The 15,261-nt window shown below is 66.2% G+C and carries 16 protein-coding genes; 12 read left to right on the top strand and 4 right to left on the bottom strand.

What is annotated here, in order from left to right; genetic code table 11:
* The first annotated feature begins 11 nt into the window (after window positions 1-11).
* From AC1RL5_RS27210 to AC1RL5_RS27170, 9 genes are all read left to right on the top strand, one after another.
* Window positions 12-1,235, top strand: coding sequence for a PepSY-associated TM helix domain-containing protein (locus tag AC1RL5_RS27210; protein WP_053159635.1), 1,224 nt, complete (start codon window positions 12-14; stop codon window positions 1,233-1,235).
* Window positions 1,232-1,774: a PA2404 family protein gene (locus AC1RL5_RS27205; protein ID WP_011062445.1), complete on the top strand. Its 543-nt coding sequence runs from the start codon at window positions 1,232-1,234 to the stop codon at window positions 1,772-1,774. Before AC1RL5_RS27210 ends, AC1RL5_RS27205 begins: the two co-directional genes overlap by 4 nt.
* Window positions 1,771-2,109, top strand: a complete 339-nt coding sequence (locus AC1RL5_RS27200; protein WP_015636478.1) for a hypothetical protein — start codon at window positions 1,771-1,773, stop codon at window positions 2,107-2,109. Before AC1RL5_RS27205 ends, AC1RL5_RS27200 begins: the two co-directional genes overlap by 4 nt.
* Window positions 2,106-2,678, top strand: a complete 573-nt coding sequence (locus AC1RL5_RS27195; protein WP_492589390.1) for a DUF6162 family protein — start codon at window positions 2,106-2,108, stop codon at window positions 2,676-2,678. Before AC1RL5_RS27200 ends, AC1RL5_RS27195 begins: the two co-directional genes overlap by 4 nt.
* Window positions 2,679-2,714: 36 nt before the next feature.
* Window positions 2,715-3,644: a metal ABC transporter substrate-binding protein gene (locus tag AC1RL5_RS27190; RefSeq protein WP_492589391.1), complete on the top strand. Its 930-nt coding sequence runs from the start codon at window positions 2,715-2,717 to the stop codon at window positions 3,642-3,644.
* Window positions 3,641-4,384 (top strand): metal ABC transporter ATP-binding protein, encoded by a 744-nt coding sequence (locus tag AC1RL5_RS27185; RefSeq protein ID WP_093407968.1) that lies wholly within the window; start codon window positions 3,641-3,643, stop codon window positions 4,382-4,384. The genes AC1RL5_RS27190 and AC1RL5_RS27185 overlap by 4 nt, the downstream gene beginning before the upstream one ends.
* A complete protein-coding gene (locus tag AC1RL5_RS27180) occupies window positions 4,384-5,283 on the top strand; it encodes a metal ABC transporter permease (protein WP_047288112.1) in 900 nt (299 codons plus the stop codon). Before AC1RL5_RS27185 ends, AC1RL5_RS27180 begins: the two co-directional genes overlap by 1 nt.
* A complete protein-coding gene (locus AC1RL5_RS27175; protein WP_123397298.1) occupies window positions 5,284-6,267 on the top strand; it encodes a metal ABC transporter solute-binding protein, Zn/Mn family in 984 nt (327 codons plus the stop codon).
* Window positions 6,268-6,478: 211 nt separating this feature from the next.
* Window positions 6,479-7,306: a class I SAM-dependent methyltransferase gene (locus AC1RL5_RS27170; RefSeq protein WP_072450587.1), complete on the top strand. Its 828-nt coding sequence runs from the start codon at window positions 6,479-6,481 to the stop codon at window positions 7,304-7,306.
* Window positions 7,307-7,595: 289 nt separating this feature from the next.
* Here the strand turns inward: AC1RL5_RS27170 and AC1RL5_RS27165 are convergent, their stop codons facing one another.
* From AC1RL5_RS27165 to AC1RL5_RS27150, 4 genes are all read right to left on the bottom strand, one after another.
* On the bottom strand, window positions 7,596-7,820 hold the full coding sequence (locus AC1RL5_RS27165; RefSeq protein ID WP_011062453.1) for an MbtH family protein: 225 nt from the start codon (window positions 7,818-7,820) through the stop codon (window positions 7,596-7,598).
* 82 nt (window positions 7,821-7,902) lie between these two features.
* Window positions 7,903-9,315 (bottom strand): aspartate aminotransferase family protein, encoded by a 1,413-nt coding sequence (locus tag AC1RL5_RS27160; RefSeq protein WP_011062454.1) that lies wholly within the window; start codon window positions 9,313-9,315, stop codon window positions 7,903-7,905.
* A 235-nt stretch (window positions 9,316-9,550) separates the two neighbouring features.
* Complete coding sequence (locus tag AC1RL5_RS27155) at window positions 9,551-10,876, bottom strand: ATP-binding protein (RefSeq protein ID WP_072450588.1); 1,326 nt, start codon at window positions 10,874-10,876, stop codon at window positions 9,551-9,553.
* Window positions 10,877-11,554 (bottom strand): response regulator, encoded by a 678-nt coding sequence (locus tag AC1RL5_RS27150; RefSeq protein WP_011062456.1) that lies wholly within the window; start codon window positions 11,552-11,554, stop codon window positions 10,877-10,879.
* 153 nt (window positions 11,555-11,707) lie between these two features.
* Here AC1RL5_RS27150 and dsbD point away from each other — a divergent pair, with 153 nt between their 5' ends.
* Genes dsbD through dsbG form a run of 3 tightly spaced genes read left to right on the top strand, consistent with a single transcriptional unit; the run spans window position 11,708 to window position 15,065 of the window.
* Window positions 11,708-13,459 carry a protein-disulfide reductase DsbD gene (dsbD, locus tag AC1RL5_RS27145; protein ID WP_072450589.1) on the top strand — a complete coding sequence of 584 codons (1,752 nt, stop codon included), beginning with the start codon at window positions 11,708-11,710 and terminating at the stop codon, window positions 13,457-13,459.
* A complete protein-coding gene (locus AC1RL5_RS27140) occupies window positions 13,459-14,322 on the top strand; it encodes a TlpA disulfide reductase family protein (RefSeq protein WP_103407891.1) in 864 nt (287 codons plus the stop codon). The genes dsbD and AC1RL5_RS27140 overlap by 1 nt, the downstream gene beginning before the upstream one ends.
* Window positions 14,298-15,065: a thiol:disulfide interchange protein DsbG gene (dsbG, locus tag AC1RL5_RS27135; RefSeq protein WP_011062459.1), complete on the top strand. Its 768-nt coding sequence runs from the start codon at window positions 14,298-14,300 to the stop codon at window positions 15,063-15,065. The genes AC1RL5_RS27140 and dsbG overlap by 25 nt, the downstream gene beginning before the upstream one ends.
* The last annotated feature ends 196 nt before the right edge of the window (window positions 15,066-15,261 follow it).

Here is a 15,261-nt window from a genome sequence, read left to right as displayed (position 1 = left end):
ACGCCCATTCAATGTCGAAGAAGTCCCGTTCAAAAATCTGGTTTCTGGTGCACAGCTGGCTGGCCCTGCCCATCTGGTTCTTTGTGCTGATTGTCTGCGTCACCGGCACCCTGGCGGTGGTCAGCCAGGAGATCGTGTGGCTGGCCAACCCCGACGTGCGCGCCAGCAAGCCCAGCGATGACGCACAACCGCTGAATTACGACCAGATCGTCCAGGCCATCAAGCGCGCCGAACCCCAGACCCGGGTGGACACCATCGTCACCCCGGATGAAAGCCACTTCGCCCTGAGTGTCAGTGTCAGCTACCCGGACGGCCGCTCGCCGACGCTCTACGTCAACCCCTACACCGGGGTGATCCAGGGCACCAGCCCGCAGTTCGATTTCCAGGGCTTCACCCGCGCCCTGCACGGCTGGTGGCTGGTGCCCTTCACCAACGGCTACAGCTGGGGCTGGTACCTGGTGTCCTTGCTGGGCCTGCCCATGCTGGTGTCGCTGATCACCGGGCTGGTGGTCTACAAGAAGTTCTGGAAAGGCTTTCTCAAGCCGACCCTGCGCCTGCGCCATGGCGCACGGATCTTCTGGGGTGATTTCCATCGCCTGAGCGGTATCTGGTCAATCTGGTTCATCGCGGTGATCTCCATCACCGGCACCTGGTTCATGATCGAAGCGATTCTTTCGGACAACCACATCAGTATCTCCAGCGAACCCGTGGTCCCGGTGATCGCCCGTGAACAAGTGCCGACCACGGGCGATGGCAGCCCGGCGCCGATGATCGGCCTGGACCAGGCCATCGGCATTGCCACACAGAAAATCCCCGGCTTCGACATCAGCTTCGTCAGCCTGCCGAGCAACGCCTACAGCCACCTGTATGTCGGCGGCCGCGGCTGGTATCCGCTGATGTACCAGACCGCCAACATCAACCCCTATACCGGCTCCCTGGACACCTCGCACCTGCTGGCAGACCGCAACACCCTGGAGTTCGTCACCGAATCCATGCGCCCGTTGCACACCGGTGATTTCGGCGGCCTCTGGATCAAGCTGATCTGGTTCTTCTTCGGCCTGGTGCTGAGCATGATGGTCCTCAGCGGCCTGCTGATCTGGACCAAGCGTACCGCCCTGGCCACCGCCAACGCCCTCAAGCGCGAAGAAAAGGCCGCCCGGGCGCGCCCCGCCAGCAAACCCGCCCAGGCACCCGCCCCGGCCATGAGCGCCGAAACCTCGGAGAGCACCCTGTGAGCCAGACCAGCACCGCCGCCGCGCCTTCGAACCTGAGCCGGCTCTGGCACAAGTGGCGCTTTCACCTGAACATCCTGCTGTTGCTGATTCCCCTGGGCTTCATGCCCAAATACTTCGCCGACGTTGCCCTGTTTCGCGGCGAAAGCGGCCTGGGTGAACGGGAGATCGGCGAAATCCAGGTCGGCCCCTGGAGCCTGCGCCTGGCGGAAATGCGCAACGAAGCGCCGCGCAGCGATGGCCCCGCCGGTTACCTGAAAAGCTTCAACGCCGCCCTGTGCCAGGCCTGCATCGAGCCGGTCAAGGCCACCTACCTGCGCATCGGCAAGCCCCGCAGCCTGCGGGCCGCCGGGGTGATTTTCTTCGGCAGCCCGTACCGCATGGGCGCCAGCCTGCCCATCCCGGAAAAGACCAAGGCCGATTCCGAGCTGTGGATCACCATGGAAGGCTGGGACGGCAGCATGCACCAGGCATCCATTCCCCTGAGCCAGGCGTCACCCGCCACCGTGGCCTGGCTCGAAAAACAAGGAGGCAAACGATGAGTTGCGCAGTATCCCCACGGCGCCTTGGCGCCCTGGCCCTGTTGTTGCTGGGCGGCGCCTTCAGCCACAGCGCCCTGGCCCATAACCCGATGTGCGAGTGCAAGGCCATAGACGCCGAGCAGATCCGCTGCACCGGTGGCTTTTCCGATGGCAGCGGCGCCCCGGGGGTGACCCTGGACGTGATCGGCTACGACGAAACCATCCTGGTGCCGGGCAAGCTGGGGGCCGACTCGACCCTGACCTTCAAGAAACCTTCCAGCGAGTTCTACGTACTCTTCGATGCGGGCCCCGGCCACGTGGTCGAGATCGACCAAGCGGATATCGAGGCCCCATGACTCCTGCCACCACCCAGGTCGTGCGCCCCGCCGGCGCCGGCCATGAAACCCTCTATGTGCTGTTGCTGTGTGCACTGATTCTGAGTGTGGCTGCCACCGTGGTGCTGTGGCGCGGCGAAAAAGTCGAAACCGCCAGCGTCGCCAGCCACCAGCTCGACGCCCGCCGCGACCTGAGTGCCGGCGAACAAGGCATCTACGCCGACCTGCGGGTGACCCTCGATGAAATCCACCTGCTGCAGGCCGAAAGCCAGACGCTGCCGAGCCCGGCGCAACTGGCCGAGGAAGGCTTCGCCCCCTTCGCCCAGGACGCCAGCTCGGTGAGCCGTGGTGGCCATGCCTGGCAATTGCAGGATCAGGCCTACCTGGGCCTGAGCCAGAACCCGAAAGTGGCCGGTTCCTTTCTGATGCGCCTGGATACCGAGGATCAGGCCAAGGTGGATATCTGGCTCAATCGTGCCCCGTCCGTCACCGTGCCTGTCGATCTCAGCGACGCGACGCTGGCCGCCACCGGCTGGCAACAGGTGGTCGCGCAATTCGATGCCGGGGTGACTCGCCAGCATCGTCATTGATCTTTTTGCATTCATCCGAGAGAAGAACGCTTGCCCATGCCTATTTCATCGCAACGCCGCCCATTCCTGCGGGTGCTGCTGGTCAGCCTGCTGGCCCTGGTGCTCAGCCCCCTGGCCAGCGCCGACCCGGCCAAGCGCCTGCGCATCGGCATCACCCTGCACCCCTACTACAGCTACGTGGCCAATATCGTCGGTGACAAGGCCGAGGTGGTGCCGCTGATTCCCGCCGGCTTCAACCCCCACGCCTACGAACCCCGGGCCGAGGACATCAAGCGCATCGGCACCCTGGACGTGATAGTGCTCAACGGCGTGGGCCACGATGACTTCGCCGACCGCATGATCGCCGCCAGCGAGCGCCCGGACATCCCGGTGATCGAAGCCAACGAAAACGTGCCGCTGCTGGCCGCCACCGGGGTGGCCGCGCGAGGCGCCGGCAAAGTGGTCAACCCGCACACCTTCCTCTCCATCAGCGCCTCCATCGCCCAGGTCAACAACATCGCCCGGGAGCTGGGCAAGATGGACCCGGCCAACGCCAAGACCTACACCCATAACGCCCGCGCCTACGGCAAGCGCCTGCGGCAGATGCGCGCCGACGCCCTGGCCAAGCTGACCCAGGCGCCCAATGCCGACCTGCGGGTGGCCACGGTGCATGCTGCCTACGACTACCTGCTGCGCGAGTTCGGCCTGCAAGTCACCGCGGTGGTGGAGCCGGCCCACGGCATCGAACCCAGCCCCAGCCAGTTGAAGAAGACCATCGACCAACTGCGCGAGCTGGACGTCAAGGTGATCTTCTCGGAGATGGACTTCCCCTCCACCTACGTCGACACCATCCAGCGTGAATCCGGGGTCAAGCTCTACCCGCTGTCGCACATTTCCTACGGCGACTACAGCGCCGACAAGTACGAGAAGGAAATGAAGGGCAACCTCGACACCGTGGTCCGGGCCATCCAGGAGGCCGGGGCATGACCGCCATCGAGACCCTGCTGCGGGGCCCGGCCATCGAGTTCGACCAGGTCAGCCTGACCCTGGGCCGCACCACCATCCTCGATCGCGTCGCCTTCCAGGTGCAGCCCGGCAGCGTGCACGCCCTGGTGGGCCCCAACGGCGGCGGCAAGAGTTCGCTGATCAAGACCCTGCTGGGGCAGATGCCGCACCAGGGCCAGTTGCGCCTGCAGTGGCCGGATGCCCCCGGCACCATCGGCTACGTGCCCCAGGCCCTGGAGTTCGACCGCGGCCTGCCCATGACCGTGGACGACTTCATGGCCGCCATGTGCCAGCGCCGCCCGGCCTTTCTCGGCCTCAGCCGGCACTACGCCCAGGCCATTGGCGAGGCCCTGGAACGAGTCGGCATGCAGGACAAGCGCAAGCGGCGCATGGGCGCCCTGTCCGGCGGTGAACGCCAGCGGGTACTGCTGGCCCAGGGCCTGATCCCGGCACCGCAACTGCTGGTACTGGATGAACCGATGTCGGCCCTGGACGAGGCCGGCATCCAGGTCTTCGAACGACTGCTCCACGACTGGCGCCAGAGCGGCATCACCCTGTTGTGGATCGAGCACGACCTGGAGGCCGTGGGCCGCCTGGCGGACCGGGTCACCGGCCTCAACCGTCGGGTGCTGTTCGACGGCCCGGCGCAGCAGACACTGACCCCGGAGCGCCTGCTCAGCCTGTTCTCCACCCATCCACGAACCGCCGGGAGCACTGCCTGATGACCTATGAAGCTTTTCGCCTGATGGTCCAGGGCTGGGCTTCGGCCGGCTACCTGCCCGAAGCCCTGGCCTACGGGTTCGTGGTCAACGCCCTGCTGGCCGGGCTGCTGATCGGCCCGGTGCTGGGCGGCCTGGGTACCCTGGTGGTGGTCAAACGCTTCGCCTTCTTCTCCGAAGCCGTGGGCCACGCGGCGCTGACCGGGGTGGCCATCGGCATCCTCCTGGGCGAACCCTACACCGGCCCCTACGGCAGCCTGTTCGGCTACTGCCTGCTGTTCGGCATCCTGCTCAACTACCTGCGCAACCGCACCGGCCTGGCCCCGGACACCCTGATCGGCGTGTTCCTCTCGGTGTCCCTGGCCCTGGGCGCCAGCCTGCTGCTGATCCTCGCCGGCAAGATCAACGTGCACATCCTGGAAAACGTGCTGTTCGGCTCGGTGCTCACGGTCAACGGCAGCGACCTCTTGGTGCTGCTGATCGTCGGCGCCCTGGTGCTGGGCCTGAGCCTGCCGTTGTACAACCGCATCATGCTGGCCAGCTTCAACCCGCAGCTGGCGGCGGTACGCGGCGTAGCGGTGAAGGCCCTGGACTACCTGTTCGTGATCCTGGTGACCCTGATCACCGTGGCCGCGGTCAAAGTCATCGGCGCCATCCTGGTAGGCGCCCTGCTGGTGATTCCGGCCGCCGCGGCACGCCTGCTGAGCCAGTCGCTCAAGGGCTTCTTCTGGATCTCGGTGAGCATCGCCACCGTCAGCACCCTGTGCGGCATCCTGCTGCCGATCGTCTTCGACCTGCCGGTGCCCTCCGGCGCCGCGATCATCCTGGTGGCCGGTGTCGCCTTCGCCCTGGCCGCCATCGCTCGCGGCACTGTCCCCAGCCTGAAAGGGAATATCGGATAAATGCACAGTTCATTGCCTCACCTGTCACTGCGTCGCCTGACCCTGGCCCTGGCCCTCGGCGGCCTGATCGTTACTCCGGCCCTGGCCGAGCGCGACCACTTCGAACCGATGCGCGTGGTCGCCAGCCACGGCATGGGCAACACCGCGCTGCACAGCGCCACCTCAAGCAAATCACCGACGGTGCTGGCTTCCCTGCCGGTGACTTTCGGCCTGGGGCAGATCCTGCTGCAGGGTACCGACATCAAGCTGGAACGGGCCGCCCCGGCCAACCTGCCGGGCTCGCGGCAGACTGCCTATTTCACCGGGCGTGGCGCTCCGGCCCTGGCCAAGCTGGCACTCAATGCCGACGCAGTGATCGGCCTGCGCTCGATCTGGCCGGACGACCCGCTGTACCCCAACGCCCGGCGCAGCAACATCCGCATCGTCGAGATCGACGCTGCACGCCCGGTGGACGGCGCCCTGCCCGGGGTGGCCCTGCAACCGGGCAAGAGCGACGGGCTCAACGCCCAGCCCTGGCTGTCCAGCAACAACCTGGGGCGCATGGCCGACGTGCTGGCGGCGGACCTCGCGCGGCTGGCGCCCGAAGCCAAACCGCAGATCGAAAGCAACCTGGCAGGCCTCAAACAGCGCCTGCTGAAACTCAGCGCCGACAGCGAAGCGCGCCTGGCCGAGGCCGACAACCTCAGCGTGCTGAGCCTCTCCGAGCACTTCGGGTACCTGGTCAGTGGCCTGAACCTGGAACTGCTGGAAGTGGACGCCCGGGCCGACAACGAATGGACCCCCGAGGCCCTGAAAAAGCTGCAAGCCCGGCTCAAGGACAACGATGTGGCCCTGGTCCTGCACCACCGCCAGCCGTCCGATGCACTGAAAGCCGCCATCAGCGCCGGCGGCAGCCAGCTACTGGTGCTGGAAACCGACAGCGCCGACCCGCTCGCCGAACTGGAAGGCAACCTGCAGAAAGTCACCCAGGCCCTGAGCCTGTAGCCGCTGCCGCAGGCTGCGAACGGCTGTGCAGGAGACGCTGCTCTTGAGATCGCTGAAGGTCCTGCGGAGCTTGGCGCAGCTTCGCCATGGCTCGGCAGCGGCTACAGTCGGGGTCAGGGGGCCGGGGCCGCTTACATATTCCCTCAAGATCGCGCGCATTTTCCGGTGCTAGTCTGCGCTTCGCCAAAAGCCCAGAGAAGAAGCCCGCGCCATGAGCGACTACGTAAAACTCAACAAGACCAACTGGGACGAACGCGCGCCCCTGCATGCCGCCTCGGCGGACTACGCGGTGCAGCGTTTTGTCGACGAAACCGGCTATCTGTCCGACGTGGTGCAGTTCGACCGGCCCTTGCTGGGGGATATCCGAGGCCTGCGCGGGGTGCATCTGCAATGCCATATCGGCACCGACACCCTGTCCCTGGCCCGCCTCGGCGCGCAGATGAGCGGCGTGGATTTTTCCCCGGCGTCCCTGGCTGAAGCCCGGACCCTGGCCCGACGCTGCAATACGCCTATCGACTACCACGAGTCCGACGTGTTCCTGGCCGCCGAGGTACTGCCCCAAGGCAACTTCGATCTGGTCTACACCGGCATCGGCGCCCTGTGCTGGCTGCCGAGCATCGAGCGCTGGGCGCAGACCGTCGGCGCCCTGCTCAAGCCCGGTGGCCGGCTGTTCATCCGCGAAGGCCACCCGATGCTCTGGGCCATCAACGAAGATCACCACGACTCATTGCGGGTGGAACTGCCCTACTTCGAAACCCGCGAGCCTCTGGTCTGGGACGACGAAAACACCTACGTGGAAACCGACAGCCCCCTCAAGGCCACCATGACCCACGAATGGAACCACGGCCTGGGAGAGATCATCAGCGCCTTGCTGGCCCAGGGCCTGGACATCACGGGACTGGTGGAGCACCAGAGCATCCCCTGGGAAGCCCTGCCCGGGCAGATGGTGGTGGATGAACGCGGCGAATGGCGACTCAAGGAAGCGCCATGGCGCCTGCCACTGAGCTACACCTTGCAGGCCGTCAAGCGCGGGGGCTGATCGCCCGGCATGAAAAACCGCCAAGCTCAAGAAGGCAGCGCCTCTGTAGCCGCTGCCGCAGGCTGCGCACAGCTCCGTAGGAGGCGCTGCTCGTGAGATCGCTGAAGGTCCTGCGGCCCTTTTCGCAGCCTCGCCACGGCTCAGCAGCGGCTACAGAACAATCTTGATCCGGGATCTTTGTAGCCGCTGCCGCAGGCTGCGAACGGCTCCGCAGGAGGCGCTGCTCGTGAGATCGCTGAAGGTCCTGCGGCCCTTTGCGCAGCCTCGCAGGCTCGGCAGCGGCTACAGGTCAGCCGGCTACGGCCTGCTGGTCCATCTTCTGGCGCAGGCTCAGGGGACGCATGTCGGTCCAGACTTCTTCGATGTAGGCCAGGCAGTCCTTCTTGAAACCGCTCTTGCCCACAGTGCGCCAGCCCTGGGGCACGGCCTTGTAGTCGGGCCAGATCGAGTATTGCTCTTCATGGTTGACCACCACCTGGAACAGGATGTCCTCACGGTCGAATACTGAAGTCATTGCTTGTCTCCATCACTGATAAGGTTCGCCGCGCTCAGCGCACGGCGGTTGTGTAGAAGGAACGAAACGGCGGGGCAAAAAATTAGAGGCTGGCCACTGCCGCCGCTACGGCTTTACTGAAGATCTGGGCCACCTGGTCGATCTGCGCTGCGGTGATTACCAGCGGCGGCAGGAAACGCACCACGGCGCCGTGGCGCCCGCCCAGCTCCAGGATCAGCCCGCGCTTGAGGCATTCGCGCTGCACCAGCGGTGCCAGGCGCGCATGCTGGGGTGGATGGCCCTGGGCATCCGGCACGCCGGCCGGGTCCACCAGTTCCACCCCGAGCATCAGGCCACGACCACGGATATCCCCCAGTTGCGGGAAGTCGCGCTGCAGGATCAGCAGGTGCTCGCGCAAGCGCTCGCCCATGGCCGCCGCGTGCTCGGGCACCCGGTGTTCCTTGAGGTAGCGCATCACCGCGGAACCGGTGGCCATGGCCATCTGATTGCCGCGGAAGGTGCCGGCGTGGGCACCCGGCTGCCAGGTGTCGAGCCAGTCGCGATAGACCATCACCGCCAGCGGCAGGCTGCCGCCGATGGCCTTGGACATCACCACCACATCGGGAATGATCCCCGCGTGCTCAAAGGCGAACATCTTGCCGGTGCGACCGAAGCCGCTCTGGATTTCATCGACGATCAATGCCACCCCGGCCTTCTCGGTGATGCGGCGCACGCCTTGCAGCCATTCCAGGTCGGCCGGGATCACCCCGCCCTCGCCCTGCACCGCCTCGACAATCACTGCCGCTGGCAGGGCCACCCCGGCTTCCGGATCGGTGAGCAGGTTTTCCAGGTAATGCAGGTTGACCTTGACCCCTTCGGCGCCCCCCAGCCCGAACGGGCAGCGGTAGTCATAGGGGAACGGCAGGAACTGCACGCCGTTGTTCAGCAGCCCGGCCAGGGCGCGCTTGGGCCCCAGGCTGCCCATCAGGCTCAGCGCACCCTGGCTCATGCCGTGGTAACCGCCCTGGAACGACAGCACGGTGCTGCGCCCGGTAGCGGTGCGCGTAAGCTTCAGCGCGGCTTCCACGGCATCGGTGCCGGTGGGGCCGCAGAACTGGATCCTGGCCTCGCCAGCCAGGGCCTCGGGCAACAGGCCGAACAGGTCCTGGACGAACTGATCCTTGACCGGGGTGGTCAGGTCCAGGGTCAACAGCGGCAATTCATCGGCCAGCACCTGCTGGATCGCGGCGATCACCACCGGGTGGTTGTGGCCCAGGGCCAAAGTCCCGGCACCGGCCAGGCAATCGATGAAACGCCGACCCTCGACGTCTTCGACGTGAATGCCGCTGGCCCGCTTAAGGGCCAGGGGAATGCGCCGTGGATAGCTGCGGGCATTGGATTCCTGGCGGCTCTGGCGGGCCAGCAGGGGCGACTCGTCGAACTGGTAAAGCGTCTCTTGCGGGGCGGCGCCAAGGCCCACCGGCGAATCTTCCATCAGGCTGGTAACGGCTGACATGTCTCGAACCCTCACGCTGCAATTTGAGCAAAACGGCCACCGGCCGGATGCGCAGCCCAAGCGCGGGCGCGCACTGACAGGTTTTCCTGTTCTAAAAACGCTTCAGCGCGGTGGGGATTTACACCCCGGGGCGAGGAAATTGCACATGCCGCCCCGTAGGAGCCAGCTTGCTGGCGAAGGCGGTCTCAAGGGCCCCTTCGCTGGCAAGCCGGCTCCTACAGGGGAAGGTGATGGGTCAGGCGCGGTGGGCAGGCAGGGTCAGCTCGACTCGCAGGCCATCGGGGCGGCTGTCGAAATTCAGCTCGCAACCACAACGCTGGACGATGGCCTGGACAATCGCCAGGCCCAGGCCACAGCCACTGCTCTGGCTGTCGCGCCAGAAGCGCTGGGTCAGGTGCTGCAAGTCTTGCGCGGGAATGCCCGAACCATGGTCGCGGACCTGGAAACGCACCCGGGCGCCGACTGTCTCCAGATTCAGCTCCACCGGGCATTCTTCAGGGGTGTGGCGCAGTGCGTTGTCCAGCAAGTTGCGCAAGGCAGCGATGGCCAGGGTCGAGGGCATTTCCACCGCAGCCTCGCCGGCCTTGCCTTGCATATGCAGCTTGACCCGGGCCCGAGCGCCCACGGCGGCGTCCTGGATCGCCAGGCGCGCCACCTGTTCGGCAGTGCAGTGCACGCCGTCGTCGAACGACAGGCTGCCCTCGACCCGGGCCAGCAACAGCAACTGCTCCAGGGTGCGGTGCATGCGGTCGGCGCCCTCCTCGGCCCGGGCCAGGGACTGGTCCCGGGCCGCACCTTCGGTCATGCGCGCCACTTGCAGGTGGGTCTTGATCGCGGTCAGCGGGCTGCGCAATTCGTGGGCGGCGTCACCGGTCAGGCGGCGTTCGCGCTCGATGGTCTTGGCAATGCGCTGGAACAGCTGGTTCTGGGTTTCCAGCAGCGGCCGCAGCTCGCTGGGCATGGGCTGGATCTGCAACGGTTCCAGGGAGTCGGCGCTGCGGCGCATCAGCGCGTCGCGAATCCGGTTCAGCGGGGCCAGGCTCTGGCCGATGCCCAGCCACAGCAGCCACAGGCAGCCGAGCAGGGCCACGCCCACCGGCACCGAAGCCGCCAGCAGCACCGACATGTTCAGGGCTTCGCGCTCGACCTGGCGATCCGCGGTGGTGATGCGCATGTCGCCGCGCACCAGGGTGAAGGTGCGCCAGGGCGCGCCGTCGATCATCTGGTCGTGAAAGCCCAGCTTCTCGGCTTCCAGCGGGTGCTCCGGAGTGCTGTGGCTGCGGGCCAGGATCTGCCCGCGCAGGGAACTGACCTGGCAGGCCATGCCGCCGGGGATGGTCAGGGCCGCGCTGTTGATCTGGTTGCTCGGGCCATGGGACGGCAGCGCCGGCATCTGCTCCAGCAGCCCGGCGACCATGCGCGCCGAGGCGACCAGGCGCTGGTCCAGGGAAAACATCATCTGGTTGCGCAGGTCACTGAGCATCCAGGCCGCGGCCAGGGCCCAGATCAGGATGAAGGCAGCGCCCAGGGTCATGCTCAGGCGCAGGCGCAGGCTTCTCACTTAGCGGTTCTCCTCACCGTCGGCCGGGCCCAGGCGATAGCCGAGGCCGCGCACGGTTTCGACGATGCCGTTGCCGAGTTTGCGCCGCAGGTGGTGGATATGCACATTCAGCGCGTTGCTCTCCAGCTCATCGTTGAAACCGTAGACGCTGTCCTTGAGTTGCTCGCTGGACAGCACCCTGCCACGGTTGTGCAGCAGCGCCTGGAGCAGGGATTGCTCGCGCCGCGAGAGGTCCACCGGTTGGCCGCCGAGCAGGGTTTCCCGGGTGCTCGGGTCATAGGTCAAGCGCCCGTGCTCGATCAGGTTGACGCTGCGCCCCGCCACCCGGCGCAACAGGGTGTGCAGGCGCGCCGCCAGTTCCCGCAGGTCGAAGGGCTTGAGCAGGTAATCGTCGGCACCGGCCTGCAAGCCATCGACCCGGTCGGTCACCGAGTCGCGGGCGGTGAGGATCAGCACCGGAATCTCCAGGCCCTGCTGGCGCTGCTGCTTGAGCAGCTTCAAACCGTCTTCATCCGGCAGGCCAAGATCCAGTACCATCACGTCGAAATCGGCCACGCCGAGCATGGCCCGCGCTGCCGAAGCGGTGGCCACATGCTCGACCGTCAGGCCCTGGGCCGTGAGGCCGGCGACTATCCCGCTGGCAATCAGCTCATCATCTTCACAGACAAGTACGTGCATGGTCGGTCCTGTACAAAGGCGTTGATTAAGCGGGCTGCGGATTAAGCGGACATTATGCCCGCCGTTTCCTGGCCACAAGCCAAGTATGGTTAATCATCGGTTAATCAGGACCGGCCATTGTGCTCGCAACTTGCACCGGTTTAAGGCTTGGCCATGCGTCGATTGTTTCTCCTGTTGTTCATGCTCTTCACCACACTGGCGCACGCCGGCAACAACCCGTTCGAGGTCAAGCCCGACTTCCTGCCGGTGGGCAAGGCCTTCGTCTTCACCTCCGAGCGCCTGCCTTCAGGGGAAACCCAGCTGTTCTGGCAGATCGCCGACGGCTACTACCTGTATCAGAAGCGCCTGAAATTCGACGGCGTGGCGCCAGAGCTGCAACCCACCCTGCCGGCCGGTGAAGACCACAGCGACGAATTCTTCGGCCAGCAGACGGTGTATCGCCAGGGCCTGGAAGTGAAGCTGCCGGCCGCCGCCAGCGGCAAGGTCAAGCTGGGCTGGCAAGGCTGCGCCGACGCCGGCCTGTGCTACCCGCCGCAAACCCTGGAAGTGGACCTGGGCGGTGCGCCGGCAGTGGCCGCCAGCAACGTCGCGCCCACCAGCAATGGCTCGGCCCAGGACCAGTTGCTGGCCAATGACCTGCAACACAAATCCTGGGGCCTGGGCCTGCTGGCCTTCTTCGGTTTCGGCCTGCTGCTGGCCTTCGCCCCCTGCTCGCTGCCGATGCTGCCGATTCTGGCAGGCATGGTGGTGGGCAGTGGCGCCAGCCCGCGCCGGGGCCTGGCCCTGGCCTCAAGCTATGTGCTGTGCATGGCCCTGGTGTATGCCGGCATGGGGGTAATCGCCGCCCTTTTGGGCAGCAACCTGCAAGCCTGGCTGCAACAACCCTGGGTCCTGGGCAGCTTCGCCGCGCTGTTCGTGCTGCTGTCGCTGCCGATGTTCGGCTTCTTCGAACTGCAGATGCCGGCCCTGCTGCGCGACCGCCTGGAAGGCGCCAGCCGCCAGCGCCAGGGCGGCAGCCTGATTGGCTGCGGCATTCTCGGCGCGCTGTCGGCCCTGTTGGTGGGCCCGTGCATGACCGCGCCACTGGCCGGCGGCCTGCTGTACATCGCCCAGACCGGCAACGCGCTGTTTGGCGGCCTGGCCCTGTTCGCCCTGGGCCTTGGCATCGGCCTGCCGCTGTTGCTGCTGGTGACCCTGGGCAACCGCTTCCTGCCCAAGCCCGGCCCGTGGATGAACCTGCTCAAGGGTGTATTCGGCATCCTGTTCCTGGGCACCGCCATCTACATGCTGCGCCCGGTACTGAACCCCGGCCTGTGGATGGGGCTGTGGGGCGCCCTGGCTCTGGTGGTGGCCTACTGCGCCTGGCAGCAACGGGCGATTGCCGGCCGCTTGCTGCACCTGTTCGGTGCCGGCGCGCTGCTGTTCGCGGCCTGGGGCGGCATGCTGCTGGTGGGTGCCGCCGGTGGCGGCGACGACCTGTGGCGGCCGCTTAAGGTCTACAGCGGTGGCCCTGTGGCCAATAGCGTCACGGCCCATGATGCCTTCACCACGGTGAAGTCCCCCGCCGAGCTGCAAGGCGCCCTGGACAGCGCCCGGGCCCAGGGCCAGTGGGTGCTGCTGGACTACTACGCCGACTGGTGCGTGTCCTGCAAGATCATGGAGAAAACCGTGTTCGGCCAGCCTCAGGTGCTGGAGGCCCTGAAGGATGTGCGCCTGCTGCGCCTGGACGTGACCCTGGACAACGCCGACGGCCGCGAACTCCTGAGCCGCTACAAGGTGCCGGGGCCACCGAGCATGCTGTGGATCGGCCCGGACGGCAGTGAACGCCGCAGCCAGCGCATCACCGGCGAAGTGGATGCCAACGCCTTCCTGCAACGCTGGACCCAGACCCGGGAAGCCCGTTGATGCTGACCTTTACCATCGGCACCTTTGCCATCGCCCTCAACCACCTGCTGCTGATCAGTGCCCTGGCCCTGGCCACCCTGGTGGGCTGGCGCGTGGCCAAGCGCGGCGGTGACAACCCCGAGTCCGTGCTGTTCAGCCTGTTCCTTTTGGGCATGCTCGCCGCCCGGGTCAGTTTCGTGCTCGCTTACTGGAAGCACTACCAGCACGACCTGTGGATGATCATCGACCTGCGCGACGGCGGCTTCCTGGCCTGGCCGGGGGTGATCGTCATGCTCCTGGCGGCCCTGGCCTGGGGCTGGAAACGCCCGGCGCTGCGCCGCCCATTGGGTGCCGGGGTGGCCAGCGGCCTGGCCTTCTGGCTGCTGGCGACCCTGGCCCTGACCCTCTACGACCAGGGCACGCGCCTGCCGGAAGTGGCCCTGCGCAACGCCGCCGGCGAAACCGTGCAACTCACCGACTACCAGGGTGGCCCGCTGGTGATCAACCTCTGGGCCACCTGGTGCCCACCGTGCCGGCGGGAAATGCCGGTGCTGGAGAGAGCCCAGCAGCAACGCCCGGACCTGACCTTCCTGTTCGTCAACCAGGCCGAAAGCATGCAAAGCGTCAGCACCTTCCTGGCCACCCAGGACCTGAACCTGAACAACGTGCTGTTCGACGGCAGTGGCCGCCTGGGCAAGGCCGTGGGCTCCATGGCCCTGCCGACTACGCTGTTCTATAGCGCCGATGGCCGCCTGCTGGGCAGCCACCTGGGGGAACTCTCGGAAGCCAGCCTGGCCCGGGCCCTGGAAAACTTCGACGACGCCCACCCGACCTCGGTCGCCCCTTCAAGGAAACTGCCATGCCCTTCATCCGCCACTTGCTGAGCCTGTCTTTGGGCGCGGCGTTGCTCAACGCTCCGCTGCTACAGGCCGAGGAACTGCCTGCGCCCATTCGCAAGATCGAAGAAAAAGGCGCCAAGATCATCGGCAGCTTCGACGCCCCGGACGGCCTCAAGGGCTACGCCGCGCAGTACCAGAACCGCGGCATGACCCTGTACCTCACCCCTGACGGCAAGCACGTGCTGCTGGGCAACCTCTACGATGCCGACGGCAAGGACCTGAGCGCCGAACCGTTGCAGAAACTGGTCTACGCGCCCATGGCCAAGGAAGTCTGGGGCAACCTGGAAAAGAGCAACTGGATCGCCGACGGCAAGGCCGATGCACCTCGCATCGTCTACCTGTTCAGCGACCCCAACTGCCCCTACTGCAACATGTTCTGGGAACAGGCGCGGCCCTGGGTCAAGGCTGGCAAAGTGCAGTTGCGGCATATCATGGTGGGCATCATCCGCGAAGACAGCCCGGGCAAATCCGCTGCTCTGCTGGCCGCCAAGGACCCGCAGCAGGCCCTGCAGGATCACGAAAAGGCCGGCAAGGGCAGCGCCCTGAAACCCCTGGCCAGCATTCCCGCAGCGGTGCAGGCCAAACTCGACGCCAACATGAAACTGATGGAAGAGCTGGAGCTGTCGGCGACCCCGGCGATCTTCTACCTCGACGACAAGGGCGAGTTGCAACAGCAGCAAGGCGCCCCGGCCCCGGGCAAGCTGACGCAGATCCTCGGCCCCAAATAACCCCGCCCCTTCCCCGTAGGAGCCGGCTTGCCGGCGACGGCGTCCGTCAGGCTGGCGCCCGGCTTGCGGGCCTCTTCGTTGGCAAGCCAGCTCCTACAACGCGTATCCCACCCGTAGGAGCCGGCTTGCCGGCGAAAGCGCCCGTCAGGCGGGCACCTGGCTTGCGGGCCTCTTCGTTGGCAAGCCAGCTCCTACA

It is taken from the genome of Pseudomonas sp. GW822-FHT06D10 (assembly GCF_058799535.1).
The sequence above is the reverse complement of the archived record's forward strand: the minus strand, read 5'-3'. Positions and strand labels throughout refer to the sequence as shown.

Bases quoted from the DNA above. Each gene is read 5' to 3' on its own strand.
- AC1RL5_RS27195 (WP_492589390.1), top strand. From the start codon at position 2,106: ATGACTCCTGCCACCACCCAGGTCGTGCGCCCCGCCGGCGCCGGCCAT.
- AC1RL5_RS27150 (WP_011062456.1), bottom strand. From the start codon at position 11,554: ATGCACGTACTTGTCTGTGAAGATGATGAGCTGATTGCCAGCGGGATA.
- AC1RL5_RS27140 (WP_103407891.1), top strand. From the start codon at position 13,459: ATGCTGACCTTTACCATCGGCACCTTTGCCATCGCCCTCAACCACCTG.
- AC1RL5_RS27200 (WP_015636478.1), top strand. From the start codon at position 1,771: ATGAGTTGCGCAGTATCCCCACGGCGCCTTGGCGCCCTGGCCCTGTTG.
- dsbD (WP_072450589.1), top strand. From the start codon at position 11,708: ATGCGTCGATTGTTTCTCCTGTTGTTCATGCTCTTCACCACACTGGCG.
- AC1RL5_RS27190 (WP_492589391.1), top strand. From the start codon at position 2,715: ATGCCTATTTCATCGCAACGCCGCCCATTCCTGCGGGTGCTGCTGGTC.
- AC1RL5_RS27160 (WP_011062454.1), bottom strand. From the start codon at position 9,315: ATGTCAGCCGTTACCAGCCTGATGGAAGATTCGCCGGTGGGCCTTGGC.
- dsbG (WP_011062459.1), top strand. From the start codon at position 14,298: ATGCCCTTCATCCGCCACTTGCTGAGCCTGTCTTTGGGCGCGGCGTTG.
- AC1RL5_RS27180 (WP_047288112.1), top strand. From the start codon at position 4,384: ATGACCTATGAAGCTTTTCGCCTGATGGTCCAGGGCTGGGCTTCGGCC.
- AC1RL5_RS27210 (WP_053159635.1), top strand. From the start codon at position 12: ATGTCGAAGAAGTCCCGTTCAAAAATCTGGTTTCTGGTGCACAGCTGG.
- AC1RL5_RS27175 (WP_123397298.1), top strand. From the start codon at position 5,284: ATGCACAGTTCATTGCCTCACCTGTCACTGCGTCGCCTGACCCTGGCC.
- AC1RL5_RS27185 (WP_093407968.1), top strand. From the start codon at position 3,641: ATGACCGCCATCGAGACCCTGCTGCGGGGCCCGGCCATCGAGTTCGAC.
- AC1RL5_RS27165 (WP_011062453.1), bottom strand. From the start codon at position 7,820: ATGACTTCAGTATTCGACCGTGAGGACATCCTGTTCCAGGTGGTGGTC.
- AC1RL5_RS27170 (WP_072450587.1), top strand. From the start codon at position 6,479: ATGAGCGACTACGTAAAACTCAACAAGACCAACTGGGACGAACGCGCG.